The sequence below is a fragment of the Edaphobacter paludis genome, assembly GCF_039993895.1.
Classification (GTDB): Bacteria; Acidobacteriota; Terriglobia; order Terriglobales; family Acidobacteriaceae; genus Edaphobacter; species Edaphobacter paludis.
On the sequence record NZ_CP121194.1, the window covers coordinates 2,723,464 to 2,747,422 of the forward strand.

Sequence of the window (23,959 nt, forward strand, 5' to 3'; positions counted from 1 at the left end):
AGCAATCCTTGGTGGAGTAGTTGAAGATCTAAGAACAACGACAAGCTGCATTACATTTTGTAACGGCCCATGTCATCGTCGTTCAGATTTTCCAGCCAGCGTCGCATCTCGTCAGCATCGAGGGTTTGCGAGCCGCTGGCAGCTTGTTTCGAATTTTCCAACACATCGCGATTGACGTAGATCGGGCAGTCCCAGCGCAGGGCGAGTGCGATGGCATCGGAGGGACGGGCGTCAAGGGTCACGGTCTCTCCAGCATGGTCCATCCAGATGACCGCGTAGAAGGTGTCGTCGCGCAATTCCGAGACGACAACCTTATTTACCTGCGCGTTGAGGCCTCGGGCGAGATTTTGCAAAAGATCGTGTGTCATTGGCCGCGGCGTCGCGGTTTTTTCGAGTTCGAGAGCGATAGCATTAGCCTCGAAGATGCCCACCCAGATAGGAAGGATCAGATCGCTTGCAATGTCTTTGAGCACAACGATCGGCATGTTGGTGACTGGATCCATCATGAGGCCGCGAATCTGCATCTCGACCTCTGCCCCAGAGCCGGAGTCAGCAGTCTTATGAACTTCGGTCTGGTCGTTTGATTTCATTAGCTTGCCAATGCCTCGCCGAGAAGGCTGTTGGGAAAGGTCTGGGTGATGCGGACAGAGACGTAGCTTCCTGTCGCAGGGAGAATGGGCTGCGTGGTAGTGAAGTTGACGGTCTTGTTCTGGGTGCTACGGCCAATGACTTGATTTCGCTGACGGTTATGGCCTTCGACCATAAGTTCCATTACTTCACCAAGATGGCGCTCATAGTTCAAGCGTTGGGTTTCGCGCTGACGGTCGAGGAGGATTTGCAGCCGCTTGACCTTGACCTCTTCCGGAATTGAGTCAGCCATGTTGATGGCCGGAGTATTGGGTCGGGGCGAATATTTAAACGCAAAGATGGCGTCGTAGCCGACCTCTTCGAGCAGGGTCGCAGTCTGCTCCAGGTCTTCTTCGGTCTCGCCGGGAAAGCCGACGATGATGTCCGACGTAATGCTGATGTTGCGCTTGGCAGCCTTGATCCACGAAATGCGCTCGAGATACCAGTCTCGCGTGTACTCCCGCGCCATGGCGCGCAGCACATTCGTAGAACCGCTCTGAACAGGAAGATGAACATGATCGCAGAGGGTTGGCACAGCGTCGATGGCGTCCACGATGTCCTTGGTGAAGTCGCGTGGATGAGAGGTGGTGAAGCGGACGCGGCGGATGCCGGGAATACTGCCGACGGCGGCGAGCAATTCGGCAAACGTCATCTTTGCCGAAGGATCATGGTAGGAGTTGACGTTCTGGCCTAGAAGCTGGATCTCGGTAAAGCCCGCGTCGGCCATGCGAATGGCTTCGTCAAGAACCGAGTTCGCGGTGCGACTGCGCTCCTTGCCGCGCGTGTAGGGCACGACGCAGTAGGCGCAGAACTTGTCGCAGCCTTCGATGATTGTGATGTAGCCGCGATGAGGATTGGTGCGGGCGACAAAGGGGGTTTCAAAGGTCTCGTCAGTCTGGCGGTCGTCGAGGCCGGTGATGCGCTGTTCCCCGGCTTCAAGGCGGGCTAGCATCTGGGGGAGATTGCGATAGGACGCCGAACCGGAGACCAGCGAGACGTAGGGAGCCTTATCGAAGATCTTTTCGCCCTCCTGCTGGGCGACGCAGCCAATCACGGCGAACTTTTTGCCCTCGCCCTGCAGCTTCTTGTACTCGTTGAGGCGGTGAAAGACCTTCTGTTCGGCTTTGTCGCGGATGGAGCAGGTGTTGTAGAGGATCAGCCCGGCGTCGGCTTCATCCTGTACACGGGAATAGCCCTCATGTTCCAAGGTGCCAATGACCTTTTCAGAGTCATGGGCGTTCATCTGGCAGCCGAAGGTTTCGATATAGAAAGTCTTGCTCACAGAGACAGTATATCGCCCACGACTGATGCATAGATTTGAAGGGATTTTGGTAGCGCCACCGGGGCTCGAACCCGGACTCTCAGCCTTGAAAAGGGCTATTTTGGCCATTTTCAGATTTTGCATCGTGCACCAAGTCGCAATAAAAAGCAGCGTCTTTATTGACGATTTTTTTCGGGGGGCCTTTCTGTTTTCTACACGGGTGATCCTTTCTTAATATCGGGTGATCCCTGTGAATTGGCGAGATGCATTATGTAGATTTAAAGCACAATAGTTGGGCGCGTCATCAAGTAAAAACTATTATGTATAGCTCTATGCGTGGCCTGGAGATGGCACACAACAAAGCCGCCTCCGTAGAGACGGCTTGTGCTCGATTACTGTCTGCACGATCAGGAGAGGAACTTGCGCCGTGCGAATCCTGCCAAGCCCACAAGGCCAGTGCCAAGTAAAGCGATGCTGGAGGGTTCGGGTACAGGCGAGTATGTGACATCCAACTGGACAGTGTAAGGAGAAACGATGCTCCCACTCCCGCCGATATAACCATCCCAGTTGACCCCTGGAGTGTTAACGGTGTCACTAATAAAGCCCATTACGTCAAAATACAAATTCAAGTTTCCGGTCGATACTTCGTCTCCGTTGATGATTGGGAGCAAAATGCCAGATTCTTCATCCAGATCCACGTGCACATCGGACCACCCATTGATGCCAAATGTCGGGGCTATTTGCGGAGCATTCCAATCTGGGGGCGGAAGAGCTTGTTTAACAACGACGACACCTGTCCCGTGAACCGTGGTTGTGGGTAACAGAATATGAATTGTGGCCGAGGTTACGAAATCTCCACTAGGAACGAAAACCGAAATATTGGAGAAGGTGGTGCTCGCTCTCGGATAATATCCAGGTCCAAGACTAGGACGATCAAACAGACCCTTAACGGTGGAGTATTCACCCCAGAAATTGTCATTTGGACTATCGAACGACGCCGTAAAGCTGGAGCTAACTGAGAGTTGAATGCTATCCGCCTGGGCTAAGGGTGTAAGGGTAAGAACCATGGCGGCGGCAGTAATTAGACCGGCAGTTAAGCGCATCAAGTGACCCCTGTTGGATTTTTAGGTGCCCGCAGAGGCTATGCGCTGCGTGTATGCAATTGATAGGCAAAACTTAGGAACGAATGTTCCAATGCGATATATGCCCTACGCGCTATTTAACGGCAGTTGCCTAGTGGGCGTGTCAAGCAATTGAATGTTCATCTCTTCAAGGGGGCAGAATACGCAGCAGGTGCAGCGGTGGACGTTCGCTCGATGCCAGCCACTCTTCATACTCACGGCGGCTGAAGTATGGCTAGTTGGCGAGTGTGTACCCCAGGCCCGAATACTGCTCTCAACCTTTGCCATGTCTTCTGGGCTACACCGCGTGACGCACCTGAGTAGGCCATCCTCTGTGGCGAAGTGATAATAGAGAGTCCTGGTCCCGATCCATGTACGGCAATCGGCCTCTATGAAGGGAACACGCCAAAGGTCTTTATAGTGTTGAAAGTAGGAACACGCATTGAGGCGCACCAAGATGCCCACATAATCGGTACGATTGAGCCCTTTTGAGCCCTTCGCGCACTTCCTGTTTGCCTTATGTATTTATGTTGTTTACTTTGGTAGCGCCACCGGGGCTCGAACCCGGACTCTCAGCCTTGAAAGGGCCGCGTGTTAACCAGTTACACCATGGCGCCGTACACAGAGTGATCCACTGCTTCGACTATATTCCGCTTGCAGCTTCGAAGCGAACATTCGGAAGGAAACAGATTTGGTAGCGTTACCGGGGCTCGAACCCGGACTCTCCGCCTTGAGAGGGCGGCGTGTTAACCAGTTACACCATAACGCCAGAAGGAAGGAAGTTCTCTGCTGCGATGGCTTAAGTATATCAGAATTTCAAGTGAAGATTCACTCACTCTGGTAGGTACTATAGCCCCAGCTTTTTGACTTCGTCGTTATAGTACTTGCGGTAGAGGATGTCCCATTCCTGCGAGCCTTCCATAATGATCTTGCGCTGCGAGGCGATCTTCTGGCGTGCGGCTGCGTCGATCTTGGTTTCTTCGAGGAGGAGCTTTTCGAGGGCCTTGCGGGCCTCCTGCCGAATCGTATTGCGATCTTCGAGAAAGTCGCACTCCGGAATCTCGGCGAGGGTGTCGGCAACCGTGTGGGCAAGTTTGTTGAGCTTGTCGCGGGAGATTCTCACAGCACCGCCTTGTATTTGCGGGCCAGCTCGTTCTTCACCTTTTTGAACATCTCGGGGTAGCTGGCTCCGGTCTTGAGCATATCGTCTTGGAAGGCTTCGAGAATGACGCGGACCTCGTCATTAATACGATCTTCGAGGGCCAACTCTTCGATCATAGCGGCTGTAACCCGCTCCTCGAGAACGGCGGGCTTAGAGCTCTCGATCATCTTCTCGGCGACGAGGTGCTTGAGGGTCTGGCGCGCCAGATATCCAACGTAATCTTTAGAAAAAATCATTGACTTAAATTCGAATATATCATGCGTGCCTCTAACTTGTGGCCGCTGAATTACTTGTGCTTCGCAGCGGGCCTGTGCGGGCAATGCTCGGTGTTGAGGCAGGTGTCAGCGAGTCGCAAGCGTTCAACGGGACGGCCCTGGACAAGGTGCTCGGCGACGATTTCCTCAACATCTTCCAGTCGCACAAAACCATACCAGACTGCCTCCGGATAGACGACAACAGTTGGGCCGTGCTCGCACTGATCGAGGCAGCCGGACTCATTGGCGCGGACCTGGTGCTTGAGCCCGGCGTCCTTGATAGCGTCCTTGAAGGCCGATTTAAGCTTCTTACTACCCCTCGGAAGACAGCTTGGACGGGACGCGGACTCGTCGCGCTCGTTCGTGCAGATAAAGATATGGTGCTTGAATTTCGGCACAGGTAGGTTCCTTCTCCGTCTCTTTCAGAGGCGCGCGTGCGGTCTGCGTGGCTTTCTGAGACAATATGAGGTTGATGCAACCTGACAATCTTATCTCGCTTAAAGACGACATGGTAGCGTTCATCGCTGGCCACGGCATGCGCCGGCTGAACGCTTATGTCACGGAAGACGTACCCACGGTCCTGTTCGAAGAAGAAAATCCGGACGGTTGGAAGGACTTTGTCGAACACGCGAAGGCCGCAGGCGCGCCGTTTGTGACGATGAGCGAGGTGGTGCTGGAAAAGTCTGACGTTGCGATCCTGCTGGATCAGATTCGCGAACAGACATTTCCCGACGAGGCTCCGGAGCTGGATGACGCCGAGTACCTGGTCAACTATGTGGGCAAGATCGGCTATCTGCAGCTTGGGTTTGCGCACCAGGGCGTGATGTTTGTCTTTGAAGTTGCCACGGACTGGTATGACCGTTTTCAGGATCTGCTGGAGACAGTGTCTGAGCTTGGTGGCATCGTGCTCGACGACAGCGATAGCGACGAGTAGCCGAAATGATTTCCGCCCAGAGTGGGCTGCGACAGGAGTGGACCATCGATTCGCATGATGCCGCGGCGGTAGCGCGGTTGGCACGTGAGGTGGGATGTCCTGACGCCATTGCTACGTTACTTATGTCGCGCGGCATTGTTGACGCTGTCGCGGCCCGCACATTTTTCAATCCTTCCCTTGATGACCTGATCGATCCCCTGTTGATGCTCGGGATGCCTGAGGCCGTCGCGCGCATACAGCAGGCGGTTCGCATGGGCGAGCCGATCCTGATCTACGGCGACTACGACGTGGATGGCACAACCGCTACGGTCTTATTGAAGACGGCCATCGAACGCACCGCGACGAAGGACCACCCCGCGATAGTGACCTACCATGTGCCCCACCGGCTGCGCGAAGGGTATGGGATGCAGACTGGCGTGCTGGGTGCGGCGGCGGCGGCGGGCGTCCGGCTGGTGATCAGCGTCGACACAGGAATTCGCGCGTTTGCTGCTGCTGAAGAAGCCAAAGCCCTGGGGCTCGATCTAATCGTCACCGACCATCATCTTCCCGACGACGCCGTTGGTGTTCCCCATGCTATTGCCGTGGTGAATCCCGCACAAGACGGATGCGCCTATCCATTTAAGTCGCTCTGCGGAGCGGGGGTAGCCTTCAAACTTGCTCATGCAATTCTGTCCGCTGCTGCGGAAACTGCGGAAGAAAAGGTAAAGCTTCGACGTGGACTGATCCCCTCCTTTTTGAAGCTGGTGGCTATTGCCACAATCGCGGATTCGGTGCCGCTTGAGGGAGAAAACCGGGTCATTGCAGCATTGGGCTTGCGGGAGCTTCGAAATCCGGTTCAGCCGGGGCTGCGGGCATTGATGCAGGTGGCCCAGATACCCGCAGAACGTCCGCCTACGGCAACGGAAGTGGGCTTCCGGCTTGCGCCGCGCATCAATGCCGCAGGCCGAATGGATATTGCGAGCGATGTTGTGGAGCTGTTTTTGACACGCGACGCTGAGCGGGCCTCTGAGTTGGCGGAAAAACTCGATCGATTGAACAACGACAGGCGGGCGACTGAGGCCAGGGCACTTGAGGAAATAGAGATTCAGCTTGCTTCTCTACAAACCGCCGACGGTGAATTTGTCGCAGAGTGCATCGTTTTGGACGACCCGGCGTGGCATCGCGGGGTGCTTGGGATTCTGGCGTCGCGCATCGTCGATCGGACTGGCCGCCCTGCTCTCGTGCTTACCCATGAGGATGGTCACGCGCACGGATCGGGGCGCTCCATCGCTGGTTTTCACTTACTCGATGCACTGACGGCGGTTCATAGCGATGGCGAGGTCCTCTTCACCCGGTTTGGCGGACATGCCCACGCTGTCGGTTTCTCTTTGCCTTCGGAGCGGGTGGAAATTTTACGCACGCGAATGCAGAGCTATGGCGCGTCTTTATTGTGTGGATCAATGCTTGCTCCGCCGCTGAAATGCGATGTCGAAGTCTCGCTGAACGACCTGACTCCGGAGTTCTTCGACTGGCTGGTCCGGTGCGGGCCCTTCGGAATTGGCAATCGCGAGCCGGTATTTGTGACCCGCCGCGTAACCCTATCCACCGACGTGCGGCTGATCAAGGAAAAGCATGTGTGTCTTCAGGTCTGCCAGAATGGCGGCGGCGCAAAATTTAGCGCGCTGGGATGGAGTCGTGGAACGGACTGGGCAGCACGATGCTCCGGGATAGGATTGCGGCGTGGTTCGGTTGTCGACATCGCCTATCGTTTAAAGGCAAAGACCAATCCTCAGTTTCCCGGCCTCGAACTTGAATTACTGGACCTTAATTTAGGCTGAATCATTCTGCATTCAACGGCGCACCTGTCTGGATACCAAAAAAAATCTGCTTCGTTTCCAGTGCAGGAGCGTCTTATATACTGAAAATTCAAGAGATGCCGACAACCGATACAAGACGCCTGAATCCCTTTATGCTGTTGGGCATCCTGCTCGGTGCTCTTGTTCTCATCGTCGTGCTCGTTCGCTCGTTCACGCGCGAAGACGTGGAGGTTCGCGCCGCAGCAGTGACCCGACAGAACCTGGTAAAGTCCGTCCCTACCAACGGCAAAGTCGAGCCCATAAACAATTTCGCCGCTCGCGCCGAAGCTCCAGGAATCATCGAGAGCATTGATGTAAAGGTAGGGCAGAAGGTAAAGCCTGGGAGTCTGCTCCTGAGGATGGACGGCTCCGACGCCTTGGCGCGGCTGGCTACAGCCAATGCAAGCCTGCGTACAGCCCAGGCCAACCTTCACGACCTGCAGCAGGGCGGTTCTCAGGATGAGCGCATCGCATTGCAGGGCGACCTCGGACGAAGCAGAATTCAGCAACAGGAGGCAGCAAAAGATGTCGCCGCGCTGAAGCAGCTACAACAGAAAGGCGCCGCTTCGGCCAGCGAAGTTGCGTCTGCGGAACAACGCTTGCAGACTGCCGAAAGCTCCCTGCAGAACGTCCAGATGCGCAGCACGCAGCGTTACAGCGCTCCCGACCGCGCCCGCGCCGAGGCGCAACTTGCCGATGCACGGGCTGGCGTGGCTGCTGCACAAAAAGGATATGCGAACGTCAATGTCCGTTCCCCGCTGGCTGGTACTGTTTATTCCATTCCGGTTGCCCGGTACGATTTTGTTCAGGCAGGGGAAGACCTGATGGATGTTGCGGATCTCAATAAAATTCAGATTCGCGCTTACTTCGATGAGCCTGAGATTGGCAATCTTGCCGTAGGTCAGGCGGTTCAGATTCTTTGGGAAGGAAAGCCCGACCGGGTGTGGCATGGGCATGTCAGTCGCGTTCCGACAACAGTTATCGCTTATGGCACGCGCAGCGTCGGTGAGTGCATCATCGCCGTGGATGATGCGAAGGAAGACCTGCTGCCTAATACGAATGTGACAGTCACAGTAACGACCCAACAGCGGTTCAACGTCCTGAGTATCCCTCGCGAAGCATTGCATACCGAAGGCTCCGCGCGTGATTTCGTCTATCGCGTCGTTCACAACAAATTGGTTGTCACACCCGTCCAGGTGGGCGTAGTGAACCTCACGCGGGTAGAGATCACCGGCGGCCTGACCGACAAGGACACCGTCGCCCTCGGTGCAACCAACAGTAATCGTGATCTCTCGAACGGGCTCGCAGTAAAAGTTGTCGAATAATCATGGCTGCAAAAACAAACCTGATTTACATCCGGATTGCACTTTTACTTGTCCTTCTCTCCGGCGTTCGTCTGCTTGCGGATGACACCATGGCCAACGCATATCTGCAGCAGGGGCGGGTCGACGAGGCGCGTACCGCATTGCAGCAGATATTGGCCGCACAACCTGATAATGCTCATGCCCATCAGTTGCTATGCCGCGTCTACTATGCCCAGGACATGGCTGACCTCGCGATCCATGAATGTGAACTGGCGGCGGCGAACGATCCAGGCAACAGCAACACCCAGATGTGGCTGGGTCGCGCTTATGGGATGAAGGCATCTCACGCCAATCCTATCGTCGCTTTTGGACTCGCCCGGAAGGTTCGGTATGCCTTCGAGCGGGCGGTGGAGCTTGATCCGGGAAATGTTCAGGCCATGAGTGATCTCGGCGAGTTTTATGTACAGGCTCCAGCGATTGTAGGCGGAGGGCTCGACAAAGCTCGTGTTCTCGCTGACCGCATGCAGCCCAGATTTTCATCCCAGGCGCATCGCTTGCTCGCATTGATCGCTAACGAAAACAAGGACACGACGACAGCCGAAGCGGAGTTCAAAAAAGCCGTCCTCGCGGGCAGGACCGCAGCAGCGTATGTCGACCTTGGCCAGTTCTATCAACAGCAGAGCCAGCCCGCCAAAGCTCTGGAAGCGATAAAGACCGGAATCGAAGCCGATCGCCGGAAAGATGCGGTACTGGTGGACGCGGCAAGTATCCTGACCTCGATGAACCAATCTCCCCAACTCGCCGAAGATCTGCTGCGCGAATATCTGGCCTCTCCTGCAAAGTCGGACGACGCGCCCGCATTCAAGGTTCGCCTACAACTCGGCAATCTCCTGGCGCGTCAGGGCGACGCAACTTCCGCGCAGCGGGAATATGTCGCCGCCGCTACCCTCGCCTCAAACTATGCACCTGCCCGCAAATCGCTGCAGGGGTCCTGAAGGAAAGAGCTATACCATGATAGGCAGCCCATCTCGAAGGAACCTCTCAGGACGTATGACCCGTCTTCTTCGCCTCGCCATGACGTGTACTGTGTTTGCCGCTGCGGGCCTTCCGGCGATGGCGCAGATTTCCTTTACATCCGCACTCGACCTCGCGCTCAAAAACAGTCCCAGTGTTCTGATGGCCCAGGCTAACGTAGATAAAGCCAGGGCTGCTCTTTCCCAATCGCACGATGTCTACATCCCCAGTGTCGCCGGCGGCTCGGGACTGGGTTATTCCTATGGCTTCCCTGTAGGTCAGCCCTCGGTCTTCAACTTCACCATGCAGTCGCTGGTCTTCAATTTTTCTCAAGGCGATTACATACGAGCATCGCGCTTCGCCTTGAACGCCGCCGAACTGGCCCTCAAAGACGCGCAGCAGGCAGTCACCGAAGATGTTGCAGTCACCTATGTTTCGCTCGATCGCGATTCGCAGCGGCAAAAGGCGTTGAGCGAACAGGCAGACGACGCTAACCGTCTCATCGATATCATTCAGCAGCGCCTCGACGCCGGCGAGGACACGCCCATAGATCTCACCGGTGCACAGCTTTCAGCGGCGCAGATCAAGCTGGCCAAACTCCGCTCCGACGACGAAGCAGAAAACGATCAGGCCCACCTCGCCCGCCTGATCGGTGTCCCGGCACAAGGGCTCAGTGTTGTAAGCGGTAGCATTCCGCCGTTCACAGCGCCGCCAGTTGACGCGTCGAACACCGCCCTGCCGGGCAGTCCGGCGGTCGCCTCGGCCTATGCCACAGCCAAGGCAAAGCGCCAGATCGCCGATGGGGACGCGCATTACCTTTGGAGGCCCCAGATCGCCTTCGCTGCCCAATACAACCGCTATGCGAAGTTCAACAACTACGATCTTTACTATTCGCACTTTCAGCACAACAACTTCGGCGTCGGCGTGGAAATTACGCTGCCGATCTTCGACATGGGCCACCGCGCCAAGGCGCTCGAATCGGCCGCCGATGCCGCACATGCCGAGCACGAAGCCGACCTCGCGCGTGACCAGTTTCTCGAAGGACGCCAGAAGATGCGTCACGCCACATCCGAGCTGACTGCACAAGCCGAAGTTGCCACGCTGGACCAGCAACTCGCCCAGCAGCAACTCGATATTATGCTCGTCCAATTGAAGTCCGGGAGCGGGAATCCTTCCGCCCCGCAGATGACACCCAAGGATGAACAAAAGTCCCGAATCGCCGAGCGGGAGAAGTTTTTGACGGTGCTTGATACCAACTTCGAGATGCGCAAGGCAGAGATTAATCTGCTGCGCGAGACAGGTCAGCTCGAAGACTGGATCAAATCCGTAGCCCAGTCTCAGCCTTCCGCTACGCTGAAACCGGAGTAAATTTCGGTGATCTTTCTATCAGGCCTTCGTCTATCTTGTTGATCCGCAAAGAGCGAACCACCGGTGGAACCAAAGAAAATCCCTCAAACCCCTTAGCAAAATGGTAAACTTGGACTATTATCATGCCCCTCAAAACACTGTTCTTGAACCCGCCCTCCTTCGAGAAGTTTGACGGTGGTGCCAGCTCTCGCTGGCCTGCCACTCGCGAGATCGAATCCTATTGGTATCCCGTATGGCTCACCTATCCGGCGGGCATGTTGGAAGGGTCCCGTCTGCTCGACGCGCCGCCGCACCATATCAAGTGGCAGGAAGTCGTCGAAATTCTGAAGGACTACGAATTCCTCGTGCTTTTCACGAGTACCATGGGTTGGGACGGCGACCAGAAGATGGCCGAGGTCATCAAGCAGACCTATCCCGCGATCAAGATCGCCTTTGTCGGCCCCCCGGTCACGACCTCGCCCGACAAGGCGCTCACTGAGTGCCCTGCTATCGACTTCATCTGCCGCCGCGAGTTCGACTTCTCTGTCGTCGAATACGCCAACGGCAAGCCGCTCAATGAGATCCTCGGCGTCAGCTACAAGGACAAAGAGACCGGCAAGATCCTCCACAATCCCGACCGCCCTCAGGTCACGCCCGAACAGCTCGATGAGATGCCCTGGGCAACGGAGATCTATCACCGCGACCTCGACGTCACCAAGTACAACGTTCCCTTCCTTCTTCACCCGTACGTCGCACTCTATTCCACCCGCGGCTGCCCGGCGCAGTGCACCTTCTGCCTCTGGCCCCAGACTCTCAGCGGCCACGCATGGCGCAAGCGGTCGACCGACGATGTAGCGGCGGAGATGAAGCAGGCCAAGGAACTCTTCCCCCACGTCAAAGAGTTCTTCTTCGATGACGACACCTTCAACATTCAGAAGGCGCGCACCATCGAACTCTGCGAGAAGCTGAAGCCACTCGGCATCACCTGGTCCTGCACCTCCCGCGTTACGACGGACTTCGACACCCTCAAGGCCATGAAGGAAGCCGGCTGCCGCCTTCTGATCGTGGGCTATGAGTCAGGCGATCCGCAGATCCTCAAGAACATTAAGAAGGGCGCGACTGTCGAACGCGCGCTCGATTTCACCCGCGACTGCCACAAACTCGGCCTCGTCATCCACGGAGACTTCATCCTGGGCCTGCCCGGCGAGACGAAAGAGTCGATTCGCAACACCATCGAATTCGCCAAGCAGCTCGATTGCGAGACCATCCAGGTCTCCATCGCCCACGCCTTCCCAGGCACGGAGTTCTTCGACTTTGCCAAGGAGAAGGGCTTCATCACCAACGAAGCCATGTCCGACGATGGCGGCCACCAGATGGCGCATATCGAGTATCCCGGACTGCCCGTCGAGTACGTCATGGAGATGGTGCACAAGTTCTACGACGAATACTTCTTCCGTCCCAAGGCAGCGTTCCGTGTCGTATGGCAGGCTATCGTTCACCGCGACGTACCCCGACTCTACACGGAAGCAAGATCGTTCATGAAGCTCCGCTCGCAGCGCAACAAGGCCGCACTCAAGATGAAGGAAGCCAACGCCGCCAAGGCGCAGGAATCAGTCAGCATGAACGCGTAATTAATCTTCATCTCAGGCGGTCAGCATTTCTGATGCTGGCCGCTTTTTTCTGGAGCGACTACGCTCAATCAGTCCCTCCATCTTGGGTTCACTCTCTAGATTAATGAAGCACACCCTCACCCCGCGGCGTTATCTCATCCTGCTCGCCGTCATGCTCACCGCATCGGTCGGCGACACGCTGCTGTCGCGCGGCATGTCCCAGGTTGGCCCTGTCGACCTGCATCACCTCGGCCTCCTGCTGCACGCCCTCACTAACATCAATGTCATCGCCGGCATCCTTCTTCTCATCGGATTCTTCGCCAGCTACACAACGTCGCTCTCCTGGGCCGACCTCACCTTCGTCATGCCCGCCACCGCCTTCGGCTACGTTGTCATTGCGCTCCTCAGTCGCTTCTGGCTGCACGAGTATCTAAGCCCATACCGCTGGTCGGGCATCGTCCTCATCGTCTGCGCCGTCGGGTTTGTTGCCAACGGCCCCTCGCGCACTGAGCACCCCTCCGACCATCCAGAGCTCGATCTCATGGACAGCGGAGTCGGCCGATGACCTCTGCTCACGTCTTCCACCAGTGGTCCGCCATCCTCTTTGTCGTTGTCCTTGCCATCACGGGTGAGTGCCTCATCGCCGCCGGCATGCGCCGCCTCGGCGACCTCGACCGCCTCCGCACCCGCCCCGGTCTTCTTGGCTACCTCGGCCCTGTGCGCGCCGTCCTCTCCAGCCCGCTCTTCCTCGCCGGAGCCCTCTGCATGGCCCTCAACTTCTTCGCCATGCTCTACACCCTCTCCATCGTCGAGCTCTCCCTCGCCGCTCCCGCCATAGCCTCCCTCACCTACATTGGCAACACCGTCGCCGCAAAGCTTTTCCTGCACGAAAACGTAGACCGGCGCCGCTGGCTCGCAGCCCTCTTCGTCTGTGCCGGGGTCGTTCTACTGTCGAAATAGAAATATAAAAGTGAACTAGTTCACAACTAAACTATTTCGATACTAACTAAACGGCCAGCCCGGCCAGTTCCCTTGCGCGAAGAAAGACTTTAGTAAACATGGGCCGATTCAAACGTCCCGTATTCGTGTTGCGCAACGAGGGATGATAGGTAGCCAGAAGATGCATTCCATCAGGAAGAACATAATGCGCCCCGTGCGCGAAGCGGTAGGCCGATTTCCGGGCCATGATGCCCATCTGCAAGAGATAGGCGAGATAGCCGTCGAAAGCAATTTTCCCCAGGCAGACGACGACGCGGACACGCGACAGGGCTTGAATCTCATCCGCCAGGTGAGTGGCGCAATTCCGAATCTCCTGCGGAAGCGGCTTGTCGCCGGGCGGAGCGCAGCGAACGACCGAGGCAATCCAGGCATGACGAAGTTTGAGGCCGTCGCCGCGGAAGAGGCCCGTGGGCTGGCTGGCTAAGCCTAACTCGTGGAGGATGGGATACATGAAGGCCCCGGAGCCATCACCAGTGAACGGACGTCCAGTCCGGTTGGCGCCATGGGCGCCGGGAGCCAGGCCCAGAATGAGAATGCGGGCGCGGGGATCTCCGAAGCCGGGAACGGGACGGGCCCAGTAGGTCTGGTCCTGATAGGCCCGGCGTTTGGTTTCGCCAATTCCCTGGCAGTAATTGAGAAGGCGGGGACAACGGTCGCACCCTACGATGAAGTCGTGGATTTGCTGCAAAACCGGCGAGAGGGGCTGGACTTTAGAACGGCTCACTGCATCCCATGATAGTTGCACTTACCCGCGGAGGGCCATGCGGGCTTTCCTGAATCCATGTAAGTAAGATGATCGTTGAATAAAAAGTGAATTGGAGATTCGTTGGAAGATCCCAGACTCAGCAGAATGTATGCAAAGTTATTGAGGCACAGACTGGCAGAAGTGCGGCATAACGTATGGCAAACAATGGTGAAGCGGACAGGACTGCTGATTACCATTACGGTTGCTGTCGTATTGCTGCTGGTGGCCGTTGCCTCGAAAGAACGGGGTCGTGGCAATCTTACGAAGCTGAAGACAGAACTGGGAGTCCGCAATACGGTACCGCAGGAAGCGGTGACAGTCAGGCCCGGCGGCCAAGACGCAGTTGTTCTGGAACATGCACAGGTGATGGACATGGAGAGCCCGCAGTTCATCTCAGCAACGCTGTTGCCGGGGCGTGGGATGAATTTGCTCCAGATCAAGGCCTATCTTCCCCAGTTGGGCACTGTCGGGCTGCTTGCTTCACCTTCGCTGGAGGACGCGGCAAAGCAGATGACGGGCGAGGGAGAGGATGCCAACGGAAGCGCGAGTCTAGCCATGGGGGGAGCAATTGAGACTCCCTGGGCGGGCAGCATCTGGGGCACGCCGTCCGAGGGCACAAGTATTACGAGCTGGCGGGACCATACTTTCGATCTTCCCGCGAACGGGAGGGAGAGCAGTGGAGGATTACTGCTGGACCGGCAAGCGGACTCGGTGAAGACGAATGTGATGCCAGATGGCGGCCAGGCTCAGGCCATTTACAACGCGGGAGATTTCAACGGGCATTGGATCTCCAATACTCAGATCACAACGACTGTCCAACTGAACAGTCGGGCGTTAGAGATAAGTATTGCTGCACGCAACACTGGAGATGAGGCCGAGCCTCTAGGAATCGGCTGGCATCCTAAGTTTGCGATTCTGAGCGGAGACCGCAGCGAGATTGCGCTTAAACTTCCCAATGCCCTTCATGAAGAGGTCGACGACCGTCGCGGCAGGATGCCAACAGGCAGGCTATTACCTGTGACCGGAACACCTTACGACTTTACGGCACATGATGGAGCGAGAGTGGGCACTTTGAACCTGGACGACACCTTTGTCCATCTCAAGCAGGGATTGCTGGACAATGGCCCCATTGCCGAGCTTCGCGATCCGAAGAGCAATTATGGACTGCGCATCACGATGATGAGTTCCGCCATCAAAGCGATTCACGTCAGTGCACCGGCGAATGCATCGTTTATTTCGATCGATCCTCAGTTCAACTACGACGATCCTTTTGGTCACGAGTGGCCGAAAGACGAAGACACAGGCATGGTATTGCTGCAACCTGGGCAGACAGTGCAATGGAAGATAAGGCTGGAGATCTTCGCGCTGACAGGGAATCCGTCTCAGCACATGTAGCTTTAGCAAATCAGGATAGCCAGGCCGCAGGCAAATCAGGGATGCTCCGGGTTTGACCCTCCACAACGAAGACTCGTACAGTAGTAGAGAGGCATTTTTTACGCGGCCAGCTTCTTGAGCGCGCCCAACCTCACATACAAGCAACCCCGGAAGGCATGGATTTGACCCCGACTGAGATGACAGAGACAAACGAGACTGCCGAGCAGCAGCCCGAAACAGCGCATACCCACAACCATGACCACGAGCACGATCATGAACATGAGCATCAGCCTGCTCCTTCGCTGAACCCCGAACTGACGCGAGAGATCGAAGTAGAGGTCGGAGCGGATGAGGTGTCGAAGGCCTTCAAGACGGTTGTGAAGCGCTATCAAAAACTGGCACGTATTCCTGGGTTCCGCGCGGGCAAGGTGCCCGAAGCGCTCATCCGGTCTAAGTTCGCCAAAGAAGTCCGGCAGGAAGTGCTGGAGAGCCTCGTCGCCGCGCCGTTCCGCAAGGCGATCGACGACCAGAAGCTCCGTCCCATCTCCGAGCCGCAATTGCTCGATATGCAGCTTTTCGACGGACAGCCGCTGAAGTTCAAAGCTGCATTTGAAGTCGCGCCGGAGTTCGACATTGCCGGTTACGAGAGCGTCCATGTAGCGAAGCCCGAGGTGGCATTGACCACCGAAGAGTTTGATGCGGAACTTGCCCGTGTGCTCGATGGCCATGCGACGGTAGAGCCCGTAGACGAAGATCGCGCGCTGGTTGATGGTGACTGGGCCGAGATTCAGTTTCGCGGTGAGGTAAAAGATCTGGCACAGACGGTTACGGAAGAGGGCGTGACGAACGCTTCTCAGTCTGAGCCAATCACCGGCGACGATGTGCTGATCGAAATCGGCGGCAAAAACACATTGGCTGCATTCAACGAGGCCCTGCGCGGTACGAAGGCAGGACAGGAGTTGAAGTTCGAAGTGGACTACCCGTCGGACTTTGGTGAGGCACGTCTTGCCGGCCAGACCGTCAGCTATGACGTGACCGTAAAGAGCATCAAGCGCAAAACCTATCCTGAAAAGGATGCGGAGTTTGCCAAGCAGCTTGGAAACTATGAGAGCTGGGATGAGTTCGAGAACAAGTTGCGAGAGCACACTGCGGACCGCAAAAAGGATGCTCTCGAAAACGGCGCCAAGGACAAGATGCTCGAAGAGTTGATCGGGCGCTACCACTTCCCTGTTCCCGAATCGTTCGTGCAGCAGCAGATCGACGCAAGACTCGACCGCGGACTCCGCGCTCTTGCCCAGCAAGGTATGAAGGCTGAAGACATGCGCAAACTGGACTTCGGTCGCCTGCGCGCTGCTCAACGTGACCAGGCTGTTAACGAGGTGAAGGTCTCGATGATCCTCGATAAGATCGCCGAAGCAGAGGGTGTCGTCGTAAGCGACGAAGACCTCGACCGCGAACTGCTGATGATCTCGATCCAGTCGCGCGAACCGCTCGAGACGCTCCGGGAGCGGCTGGCAAAAGATGGCGGGTTGGACCGGATTCGCGAGCAGATGCGGCGCGAAAAGACGGGAAGCGTGCTCTACGAGAAGCTTTCGTCGTAGAGAAAAATCAACTGCGTTGTTATAAAGACAAACAGTATTTTGCTTAAGGATTTCTAGAAAGAGAGCGCTATGGGATTAGTACCGATGGTAATTGAGCAGACGAGCCGGGGCGAACGCGCCTACGACATTTACAGCCGTCTGCTACGAGACAACATCATTTTTCTGGGCACTCCGATTGATGACAACATTGCGAATGTGATCATCGCGCAGATGCTGTTTCTGAGCGGCGAGGACCCGGAGAAGGACATTCAGCTCTATATCAATTCACCCGGCGGGTCGATCACCGCGGGACTGGCCATCTACGACACCATGCAATACATCAAGAATGATGTCGTGACGTTCTGCATTGGCCAGGCTGCCAGCATGGGAGCCTTCCTGCTGATGGCCGGCAAAAAAGGCAAGCGGTTTGCCCTGCCGAACTCGCGCATTCTGATTCATCAGCCGTCGATGGGCGGGTTGAGCGGACAGGCCACCGATATCGACATTCATGCGCGTGAGATTCTGCGGATTCGCGAGATTACGAACAAGCTGATGAGCGCCAGCACGGGCCAGACGCTGGAACGGATCGAGCGTGACGTCGAGCGCGACTTTATTATGACTGCTGCCCAGTCAAAAGAGTACGGCATCATCGACGACATTATCGACCGGCCTCGAACGTAAACAAAAGCAATAAAAGTAGAAGCCCGGGCCAATGGTCCGGGCTTTATCCATGATCACCAGTTCGACGTATAGCAGCAGGCACCTCATACCCTGTTTGCAAGATGAAACGGGTGTAAACTTCTGCTTATACCGTTGCTGGATTCACCCAGGAGTTGCCGTACTTATGAAAACGTCACGAGGCACAGACGAATCTCTTCGCTGCTCGTTCTGCCACAAGTCGCAGGATGCCGTTGCCAAGCTCATCTCTTCCCCATCGGACTATCCGCGAGCTTACATCTGCGACGAGTGCGTTGCCGTCTGCAACTCCATTCTTGAAGACGATCGCGCCGAGGCCCAGCCAGGTGCTGCGCCCGCGCACCTGCCCAAACCGCAGGAAGTCAAGGCGTTTCTCGATGAGTACGTTATAGGCCAGGACCAGACGAAGAAGAAGCTCGCCGTAGCTGTATATAACCACTACAAGCGAATTCAGATGAACAAGACCCGCGGCAACGATGTTGAGTTGGCAAAGTCGAACATTCTGCTGGTGGGGCCAACAGGATCGGGCAAGACCTTGCTCGCGCAGACCATGGCGAAGATGTTGGATGTGCCGTTTGCTATTGTCGATGCGACGACGCTGACCGAAGCCGGATATGTGGGCGAGGATGTCGAGAACATTATTCTGAAGCTGCTGCAGGCGGCTGAGGGGGATGTGCAGCGCGCCCAGAGCGGCATCATCTATATCGACGAGATCGACAAGATCGGGCGCAAGGACGAGAACCCTTCAATTACGCGTGATGTCTCCGGTGAGGGCGTCCAGCAGGCTCTCCTGAAGTTGCTGGAAGGCACTGTCGCTAACGTTCCCCCGCAAGGCGGCCGCAAGCATCCCCACCAGGAATTTACCGCCGTTGATACGACGAACATTCTTTTCATCTGCGGTGGGGCGTTTGTCGGCCTCGAGAAGGTTATCGGGCGCCGCATCGGCAAAAAGGCATTGGGATTCAAAGCAGTGATCGATCCGGAAGCGAAGGTTGACGATGTAACCCCGATCCGTGCCCAGCGCGATGCAGAGTTGCTGCGGCAGGCCGAACCGCAGGACTTGTTGAAATATGGCTTGATCCCCGAGTTTGTGGGACGCTTGCCGGTGATGGGAATTCTCGATGAATTGGACGAAGCTGCGCTGATCGAAATTCTGACGAAGCCGCGGAATGCGATCCTGAAGCAATACACAAAACTGTTTGATTTCGAGGGTGTCAAGGTGACGTTCACGGAGGAAGCTGCACGAGAAATAGCCCGCGAGGCATTGCAACGGAAAGTGGGCGCTCGAGGCTTGCGTATGATCCTGGAAGAGTTGATGCTGGATCTGATGTACTTTGTCCCGGGCAACAAGAAGGTCAAAGAGTTGTCCATCACGGCGGAGATGGTGAAGAAGCACAGCCTGACGCTGCCGATGCTACTCGAGAAAGCTGGCTAGAGAGACCGTAGCTAAAATATTGTGATTCCAGGCAAAAGGCGCAAACCAAACCTAATTCCGCCCGAATATTGCCTGCAGCCTTGCCAGACACCTTCAAGGACGCATCGGATTACAATCACCTCAAGCCGCAGACGCTTGCATCGTTATTGATGTTTAGTCGTCTAATTGGAGAGCGATGACAAATCAAGCAAAAGAAGCACTGAGCGGCGACGTTCGCAAGCTACCGATGATGCCCATTCGCGACATGGTCATCTTTCCCCACATGATGACGCCGTTCGTTGTAGGCCGCGAGTCCAGCGTACGTGCGCTCGAAGAGGCATTGTCGGGCGACCGCAAGATCTTTCTGGCGACGCAGCACGATGCCTCCATCGATGAACCGAATGCCGATGATATCTACGAGACGGGAACGATCGGAAACATCGTCCAAAGCGTCAAGATGCCCGACGGAAACATTAAAGTGCTTGTTGAGGGAGTCGAGCGAGCACGTGCCACCGCCATCAACGACGTCGATGGGTTCTTTGTGGCAACAGTGCGCACCGGCAAAACCCATCTGGACCTAACGCCGCAGGTCGAGCAGTTGATGCAGCGCGTTCATACCCTGTTTGAGCAGTATGTAAAGCTGCAACAATCTTTGAACTACGAAACCATGGCAGCCAGCGTGCGTGCCGATGAGCCAGCCAAGCTGGCGGATACGATTGCCGCGAACCTGCAGCTCTCGATTGAAGAGAAGCAGCAGTTGTTGGAAGTGTTTGATCCCGAGTTGCGGCTGTCGCGGGTGGCGGACGTACTGGACGTGGCGATCGAGAAATTGAACATGGACCGCACCATTCAGTCTCGCGTGAAGCGGCAGATGGAGAAGGCGCAGAAAGAGTATTACCTCAACGAGAAGATCAAGGCGATTCAGAAGGAACTCGGGCGTGGTGAGAAGTCCGAGTTCGACGAGCTGAAGAAGAAGATCGAATCGGCAGGAATGCCGAAGGACGTGCTTGAAAAATCATTGCAGGAGCTGAAGAAGCTCGAAGCAATGCCTCCGATGTCGGCGGAGTCAACCGTCTCGCGGAACTACCTTGATTGGCTGCTCGCCGTGCCATGGAAGAAGCGCTCCAAGGAGATCCGCTCGATCGAGCATGCCGAGAAGATCCTTAATGAAGACCACTATGGCCTCGAAAAGATCAAGGAACGAATTCTCGAATTTCTAGCTGTGCGGCAGCTGGTAAAAAACCCCAAAGGCTCGATCCTGTGCTTTGTCGGGCCGCCGGGAGTGGGTAAAACCTCTCTCGGAATGTCGATCGCCAAGGCCACGGGACGCAAGTTCGTGCGCATGTCGCTGGGTGGAGTCAGGGATGAGGCTGAAATTCGCGGACATCGCCGCACTTACATCGGTGCGCTTCCCGGCCAAATCATCCAATCCATGAAGAAGGCCGGGACGAAGAATCCGGTGTTCATGCTGGATGAGATCGACAAGATGGCTTCGGACTTTCGCGGCGACCCGGCAAGTGCCCTGCTTGAAGTTCTCGATCCCGAGCAGAACACTTCGTTCCAGGATCATTACCTCGATGTCGAATATGACCTGTCGCAGGTACTGTTCGTCGCCACGGCGAATGTATTGCATACGATTCCGGGACCATTGCAGGACCGGATGGAGATCCTGCGGCTGCACGGCTACACCGAACTCGAAAAGCTGGAGATTGCGAAGCAGTATCTGGTCAAAAAGCAACGCGAGGGCACAGGTTTAACCGAAGGTCAGGCTGTCTTTGAAGATGAGGCACTACAGCAGATCATTCGCGGATATACCCGCGAAGCGGGTGTCAGAAATCTTGAACGCGAGATCGGCAACGTATGCCGCAAAATTGCACGCCGCGTCGTAAAGAATGGCGCTAAATATCAAGAGACTGTGACCGGAGAGAACATTGGCGAAATTCTCGGTGTAGCCAAATTCCGCGATTCGCAGGTCCACGAAAAGAGCGAGGTCGGATTGGTAACCGGACTTGCGTGGACCGAGATGGGCGGCACGATTTTGCAAACTGAGGTGCAGGTCCTCGATGGTAAGGGCAAGCTGACCGCCACCGGCCAGCTCGGCGACGTAATGCAGGAATCCGCACAGGCGGCACTGAGTTACATACGGTCGAGAGCAAGCTATCTTGGCCTGGCGAGAGACTTCTATCGCAACGTCGATATTCATGTACACGTTCCCGAGGGCGCTATTCCCAAGGATGGCCCGTCGGCCGGTATTACGCTGGCTACAGGCTTGGCCAGCGCGCTCACCAAGATCAAAGTGCGCCGCGACATAGCCATGACCGGTGAGATTACGCTACGAGGCAAGGTGCTTCCGATTGGCGGCCTGAAGGAGAAGCTGCTCGCGGCACATCGCGCTGGCATCTTTGAGGCGATCCTGCCGGAAGACAACCGCAAAGATCTGGCGGAGTTGCCGGAGCTGCTGAAGACAACCATGAAGCTCCATTTCGTAGAGGAGATGGATCAGGTGCTCCAGATCGCTCTCGAAGAAAAGCTCCCAGAGCTTCACGAAGAGACGCCCAGCGCCTTGGGAACTGTGCTGCCGTCAACTCTCGGTACGCCCCTGCCCGCAGCACATCAATAACGAATCAGGCAACATTAAGTAAGGCCGAGCCTCATAGGCTCGGCCTTTCCTTTGCGACGGAGATGTTGCTCAGGCTGATCGTCTTCCCGTTACGAAGTGCATGATGAAGGAGATGACAGCGAAGATGATGAGCAGGTGAATCAAGAAACTGCTTATGTGCAGGACAAAGAAGCCGCCCAGCCAGAGAATAATGAGCACCACAGCCAATATAAGAAACATGTAGAACCTTCTTTCTTCATTAGATATATCGCGTCCAGCGCGACTGTCTACAAGTGATAAGAGCCACGGCAAGCCGCATCCGTTGTATCTACAACGAAATAATGTATCAACCAAATAGATAAGGTGGCCAGAACCCTCTGGCCACCTTAGATTTAGCAAGCAAGAATCTCGAAGAATAATCCGATAGCTAGCAGCAGCCACCCGCGATAGAGGGTATGAGCATCACCTCGTCGCCGTCCTGGAACGCATACGTCTCGCCGCCGAGGAAACGAATATCTTCGTCGTTCACATAGATGTTGATGAAGCGGCGAAGTTTGCCATCTTCCCCTTTGATCTGTGTGCCGAGAGCAGGAAACGTCTGGTCGATATCAGCGATGAGCGCAGGCAGATTCTGTGCGGCGGAATCGAATTGCTTGCGGCCATCTGTATGGCGGGTGAAGGCAGCGGGAAGAGACACTTTAATTGGCATGAATACCTCCGATGGCGGCCAGTTCCGGTTCGGCGGCGCCGTCTAGCTCCCGCAGATAGGCATCGAAGTCAGCCAGGCGGGGGCGAACAGCGCGCTCTTCCGGGTAATGTCCGGCCAGCGCATCCGTTGTTTTAAGACCGTTGCCAGTGATGCAAGCAACCGTCAGCTCATCGGGCGAGATACGTCCTTGAGCATAAAGACGCGCCGTGACGGCAGTCGTGACACCCCCCGCAGTCTCGGTGAAGATGCCTTCGGTCTCTGCAAGTTCCTGCATGCCGGAGACCAGTTCCACATCCGAGACATCCTCTGCCCAGCCGCCAGTGGCACGGATCATCTGAGAGGCTGCCGGACCGTCGGCAGGGTTGCCGATGGCGAGGGAGCGAGCGATCGTGTTTGGCCGCTGCGGCTCGATAAAATCATTCCCCAGCTTTACGGCTTGTGAAATCGGCGAGCAGCCGGTGGCCTGTGCGCCAAAGAAGCGGACAGGTTTCTCTTCTACGAGGCCGAGATAGATCAGCTCCTGGAAAGCTTTGCGAATTTTGCGGATAAGAGAACCGCCAGCCATCGGGACAACTACGTTGTCGGGCAGCCGCCAGCCGAGCTTCTCTGCGATCTCGTAACCTACGGTCTTCGAGCCTTCAGCATAGTAGGGGCGAAGGTTGACATTGACGAAGCCCCAGTTGTACTCGTCGGCAATCTGGCTGCATAGCCGGTTGACGTGGTCGTAGTTTCCGTCAATGCGGACAAGGCGGGCACCATAGACCTGCGTGTTGAGAATCTTCGCGGCTTCGAGCTCCGCGGGAACGAGAATGCAAGCCTTGATGCCAAGCCGCGCAGCCTGCGCTGCTACCGAGTTGGCCAGGTTGCCGGTCGAGGAGCAGCCGACGGTCTCGAAGCCGAACCGCTGAGCGTTCGCCAGCGCGACCGACACAACGCGGTCCTTGAAGCTGAGGGTCGGGAAACATACCGCGTCGTTCTTGATGTAGAGATTTGTCGCGCCAATCCGCTTGCCGAGATTATTGGCCTTGATGAGAGGAGTAAAGCCGACTGGAAGATCCGGTTGATGACCCGCGGGGATGGGCAGGAGCGCGGCGTAGCGCCAGATGCTCGGCGGCCCGGCGGCGATAGCTTCGCGGGTGAAGACGCCGCGCGCGGCTTCGAGATCATAGGCCACTTCGAGCGGTGCCAGGCAATCTGGGCATGCAGACAACGGTTGGTTACCAAACCGCTTTCCGCACTCGTTGCACTTCAGCTCATACGCCGTACAGGAATAATTCATTACGCTCTCTCCGAGTGGAGAGGAGATTTCAACTTGCGACGTACTCTCTGTTAGGGACGCCGCGAACGGCCAGGAAGGTGAAATGGGGTGCAACC

23 protein-coding genes and 2 tRNA genes are annotated in these 23,959 nt (G+C 56.3%); 13 read left to right on the top strand and 12 right to left on the bottom strand.

All coding sequences use genetic code 11. The features are described 5' to 3' along the window. Positions 1-50: 50 nt before the first annotated feature. From P4G45_RS11310 to P4G45_RS11345, 8 genes are all read right to left on the bottom strand, one after another. Entirely contained in the window at positions 51-590 is a 540-nt protein-coding gene (locus P4G45_RS11310) for a bifunctional nuclease family protein (RefSeq protein ID WP_348266585.1), read from the bottom strand. Continuing rightward, entirely contained in the window at positions 590-1,909 is a 1,320-nt protein-coding gene (gene miaB / locus P4G45_RS11315) for a tRNA (N6-isopentenyl adenosine(37)-C2)-methylthiotransferase MiaB (protein WP_348266586.1), read from the bottom strand. The genes P4G45_RS11310 and miaB overlap by 1 nt, the downstream gene beginning before the upstream one ends. A gap of 386 nt (positions 1,910-2,295) precedes the next feature. Continuing rightward, positions 2,296-2,991, bottom strand: coding sequence for a PEP-CTERM sorting domain-containing protein (locus P4G45_RS11320; protein WP_348266587.1), 696 nt, complete (start codon positions 2,989-2,991; stop codon positions 2,296-2,298). A 558-nt stretch (positions 2,992-3,549) separates the two neighbouring features. Further along, a tRNA-Glu gene (locus P4G45_RS11325) sits at positions 3,550-3,626 on the bottom strand. A gap of 75 nt (positions 3,627-3,701) precedes the next feature. Next, positions 3,702-3,778 (bottom strand) — tRNA-Glu (locus tag P4G45_RS11330). A gap of 78 nt (positions 3,779-3,856) precedes the next feature. Continuing rightward, positions 3,857-4,132, bottom strand: coding sequence for a DUF507 family protein (locus P4G45_RS11335; RefSeq protein ID WP_348266588.1), 276 nt, complete (start codon positions 4,130-4,132; stop codon positions 3,857-3,859). Continuing rightward, a complete protein-coding gene (locus tag P4G45_RS11340) occupies positions 4,129-4,407 on the bottom strand; it encodes a DUF507 family protein (protein WP_348266589.1) in 279 nt (92 codons plus the stop codon). The genes P4G45_RS11335 and P4G45_RS11340 overlap by 4 nt, the downstream gene beginning before the upstream one ends. 50 nt (positions 4,408-4,457) lie before the next feature. Further along, positions 4,458-4,823: a (2Fe-2S) ferredoxin domain-containing protein gene (locus P4G45_RS11345; protein ID WP_348266590.1), complete on the bottom strand. Its 366-nt coding sequence runs from the start codon at positions 4,821-4,823 to the stop codon at positions 4,458-4,460. 74 nt (positions 4,824-4,897) lie between these two features. Here P4G45_RS11345 and P4G45_RS11350 point away from each other — a divergent pair, with 74 nt between their 5' ends. The 8 genes from P4G45_RS11350 to P4G45_RS11385 all read left to right on the top strand — a co-directional run bounded on the left by P4G45_RS11350 (position 4,898) and on the right by P4G45_RS11385 (position 13,429). After that, positions 4,898-5,359 (top strand): hypothetical protein, encoded by a 462-nt coding sequence (locus P4G45_RS11350; protein WP_348266591.1) that lies wholly within the window; start codon positions 4,898-4,900, stop codon positions 5,357-5,359. A gap of 5 nt (positions 5,360-5,364) precedes the next feature. After that, positions 5,365-7,176 carry a single-stranded-DNA-specific exonuclease RecJ gene (recJ, locus tag P4G45_RS11355; protein ID WP_348266592.1) on the top strand — a complete coding sequence of 604 codons (1,812 nt, stop codon included), beginning with the start codon at positions 5,365-5,367 and terminating at the stop codon, positions 7,174-7,176. Between the two features lie 95 nt (positions 7,177-7,271). Then, on the top strand, positions 7,272-8,519 hold the full coding sequence (locus tag P4G45_RS11360) for an efflux RND transporter periplasmic adaptor subunit (RefSeq protein WP_348266593.1): 1,248 nt from the start codon (positions 7,272-7,274) through the stop codon (positions 8,517-8,519). A gap of 2 nt (positions 8,520-8,521) precedes the next feature. Continuing rightward, the gene (locus tag P4G45_RS11365) at positions 8,522-9,493 is read left to right on the top strand and encodes a tetratricopeptide repeat protein (protein ID WP_348266594.1); all 972 of its coding nucleotides are present in this window, start codon (positions 8,522-8,524) and stop codon (positions 9,491-9,493) included. Positions 9,494-9,548: 55 nt separating this feature from the next. Further along, positions 9,549-10,880, top strand: coding sequence for a TolC family protein (locus P4G45_RS11370; RefSeq protein WP_348266595.1), 1,332 nt, complete (start codon positions 9,549-9,551; stop codon positions 10,878-10,880). Between the two features lie 122 nt (positions 10,881-11,002). Continuing rightward, entirely contained in the window at positions 11,003-12,490 is a 1,488-nt protein-coding gene (gene hpnJ / locus P4G45_RS11375; RefSeq protein WP_348266596.1) for a hopanoid biosynthesis associated radical SAM protein HpnJ, read from the top strand. Between the two features lie 103 nt (positions 12,491-12,593). Next, entirely contained in the window at positions 12,594-13,034 is a 441-nt protein-coding gene (locus P4G45_RS11380; RefSeq protein WP_348266597.1) for an EamA family transporter, read from the top strand. Beyond that, complete coding sequence (locus tag P4G45_RS11385) at positions 13,031-13,429, top strand: EamA family transporter (RefSeq protein ID WP_348266598.1); 399 nt, start codon at positions 13,031-13,033, stop codon at positions 13,427-13,429. Before P4G45_RS11380 ends, P4G45_RS11385 begins: the two co-directional genes overlap by 4 nt. Before the next feature lie 46 nt (positions 13,430-13,475). On the opposite strand, the gene P4G45_RS11390 is transcribed toward P4G45_RS11385, so the two are convergent. Next, a complete protein-coding gene (locus P4G45_RS11390; protein ID WP_348266599.1) occupies positions 13,476-14,192 on the bottom strand; it encodes a uracil-DNA glycosylase in 717 nt (238 codons plus the stop codon). 186 nt (positions 14,193-14,378) lie between these two features. Here P4G45_RS11390 and P4G45_RS11395 point away from each other — a divergent pair, with 186 nt between their 5' ends. From P4G45_RS11395 to lon, 5 genes are all read left to right on the top strand, one after another. Further along, the gene (locus P4G45_RS11395; RefSeq protein WP_348266600.1) at positions 14,379-15,608 is read left to right on the top strand and encodes a hypothetical protein; all 1,230 of its coding nucleotides are present in this window, start codon (positions 14,379-14,381) and stop codon (positions 15,606-15,608) included. Between the two features lie 155 nt (positions 15,609-15,763). Further along, positions 15,764-17,188 (top strand): trigger factor, encoded by a 1,425-nt coding sequence (tig, locus tag P4G45_RS11400; RefSeq protein ID WP_348266601.1) that lies wholly within the window; start codon positions 15,764-15,766, stop codon positions 17,186-17,188. A 69-nt stretch (positions 17,189-17,257) separates the two neighbouring features. Beyond that, positions 17,258-17,848 carry an ATP-dependent Clp endopeptidase proteolytic subunit ClpP gene (gene clpP, locus P4G45_RS11405; protein ID WP_026336315.1) on the top strand — a complete coding sequence of 197 codons (591 nt, stop codon included), beginning with the start codon at positions 17,258-17,260 and terminating at the stop codon, positions 17,846-17,848. A 163-nt stretch (positions 17,849-18,011) separates the two neighbouring features. After that, positions 18,012-19,298, top strand: coding sequence for an ATP-dependent Clp protease ATP-binding subunit ClpX (clpX, locus tag P4G45_RS11410; protein ID WP_348266602.1), 1,287 nt, complete (start codon positions 18,012-18,014; stop codon positions 19,296-19,298). A gap of 175 nt (positions 19,299-19,473) precedes the next feature. After that, positions 19,474-21,897, top strand: a complete 2,424-nt coding sequence (gene lon, locus P4G45_RS11415) for an endopeptidase La (RefSeq protein WP_348266603.1) — start codon at positions 19,474-19,476, stop codon at positions 21,895-21,897. Positions 21,898-21,966: 69 nt separating this feature from the next. On the opposite strand, the gene P4G45_RS11420 is transcribed toward lon, so the two are convergent. The 3 genes from P4G45_RS11420 to thrC form a co-directional block, all read right to left on the bottom strand. Further along, on the bottom strand, positions 21,967-22,116 hold the full coding sequence (locus P4G45_RS11420) for a lmo0937 family membrane protein (RefSeq protein WP_348266604.1): 150 nt from the start codon (positions 22,114-22,116) through the stop codon (positions 21,967-21,969). Between the two features lie 187 nt (positions 22,117-22,303). Further along, complete coding sequence (locus P4G45_RS11425; RefSeq protein WP_348266605.1) at positions 22,304-22,585, bottom strand: MoaD/ThiS family protein; 282 nt, start codon at positions 22,583-22,585, stop codon at positions 22,304-22,306. After that, positions 22,575-23,864, bottom strand: a complete 1,290-nt coding sequence (thrC, locus tag P4G45_RS11430) for a threonine synthase (RefSeq protein ID WP_348266606.1) — start codon at positions 23,862-23,864, stop codon at positions 22,575-22,577. Before thrC ends, P4G45_RS11425 begins: the two co-directional genes overlap by 11 nt. Positions 23,865-23,959 lie beyond the last annotated feature (95 nt).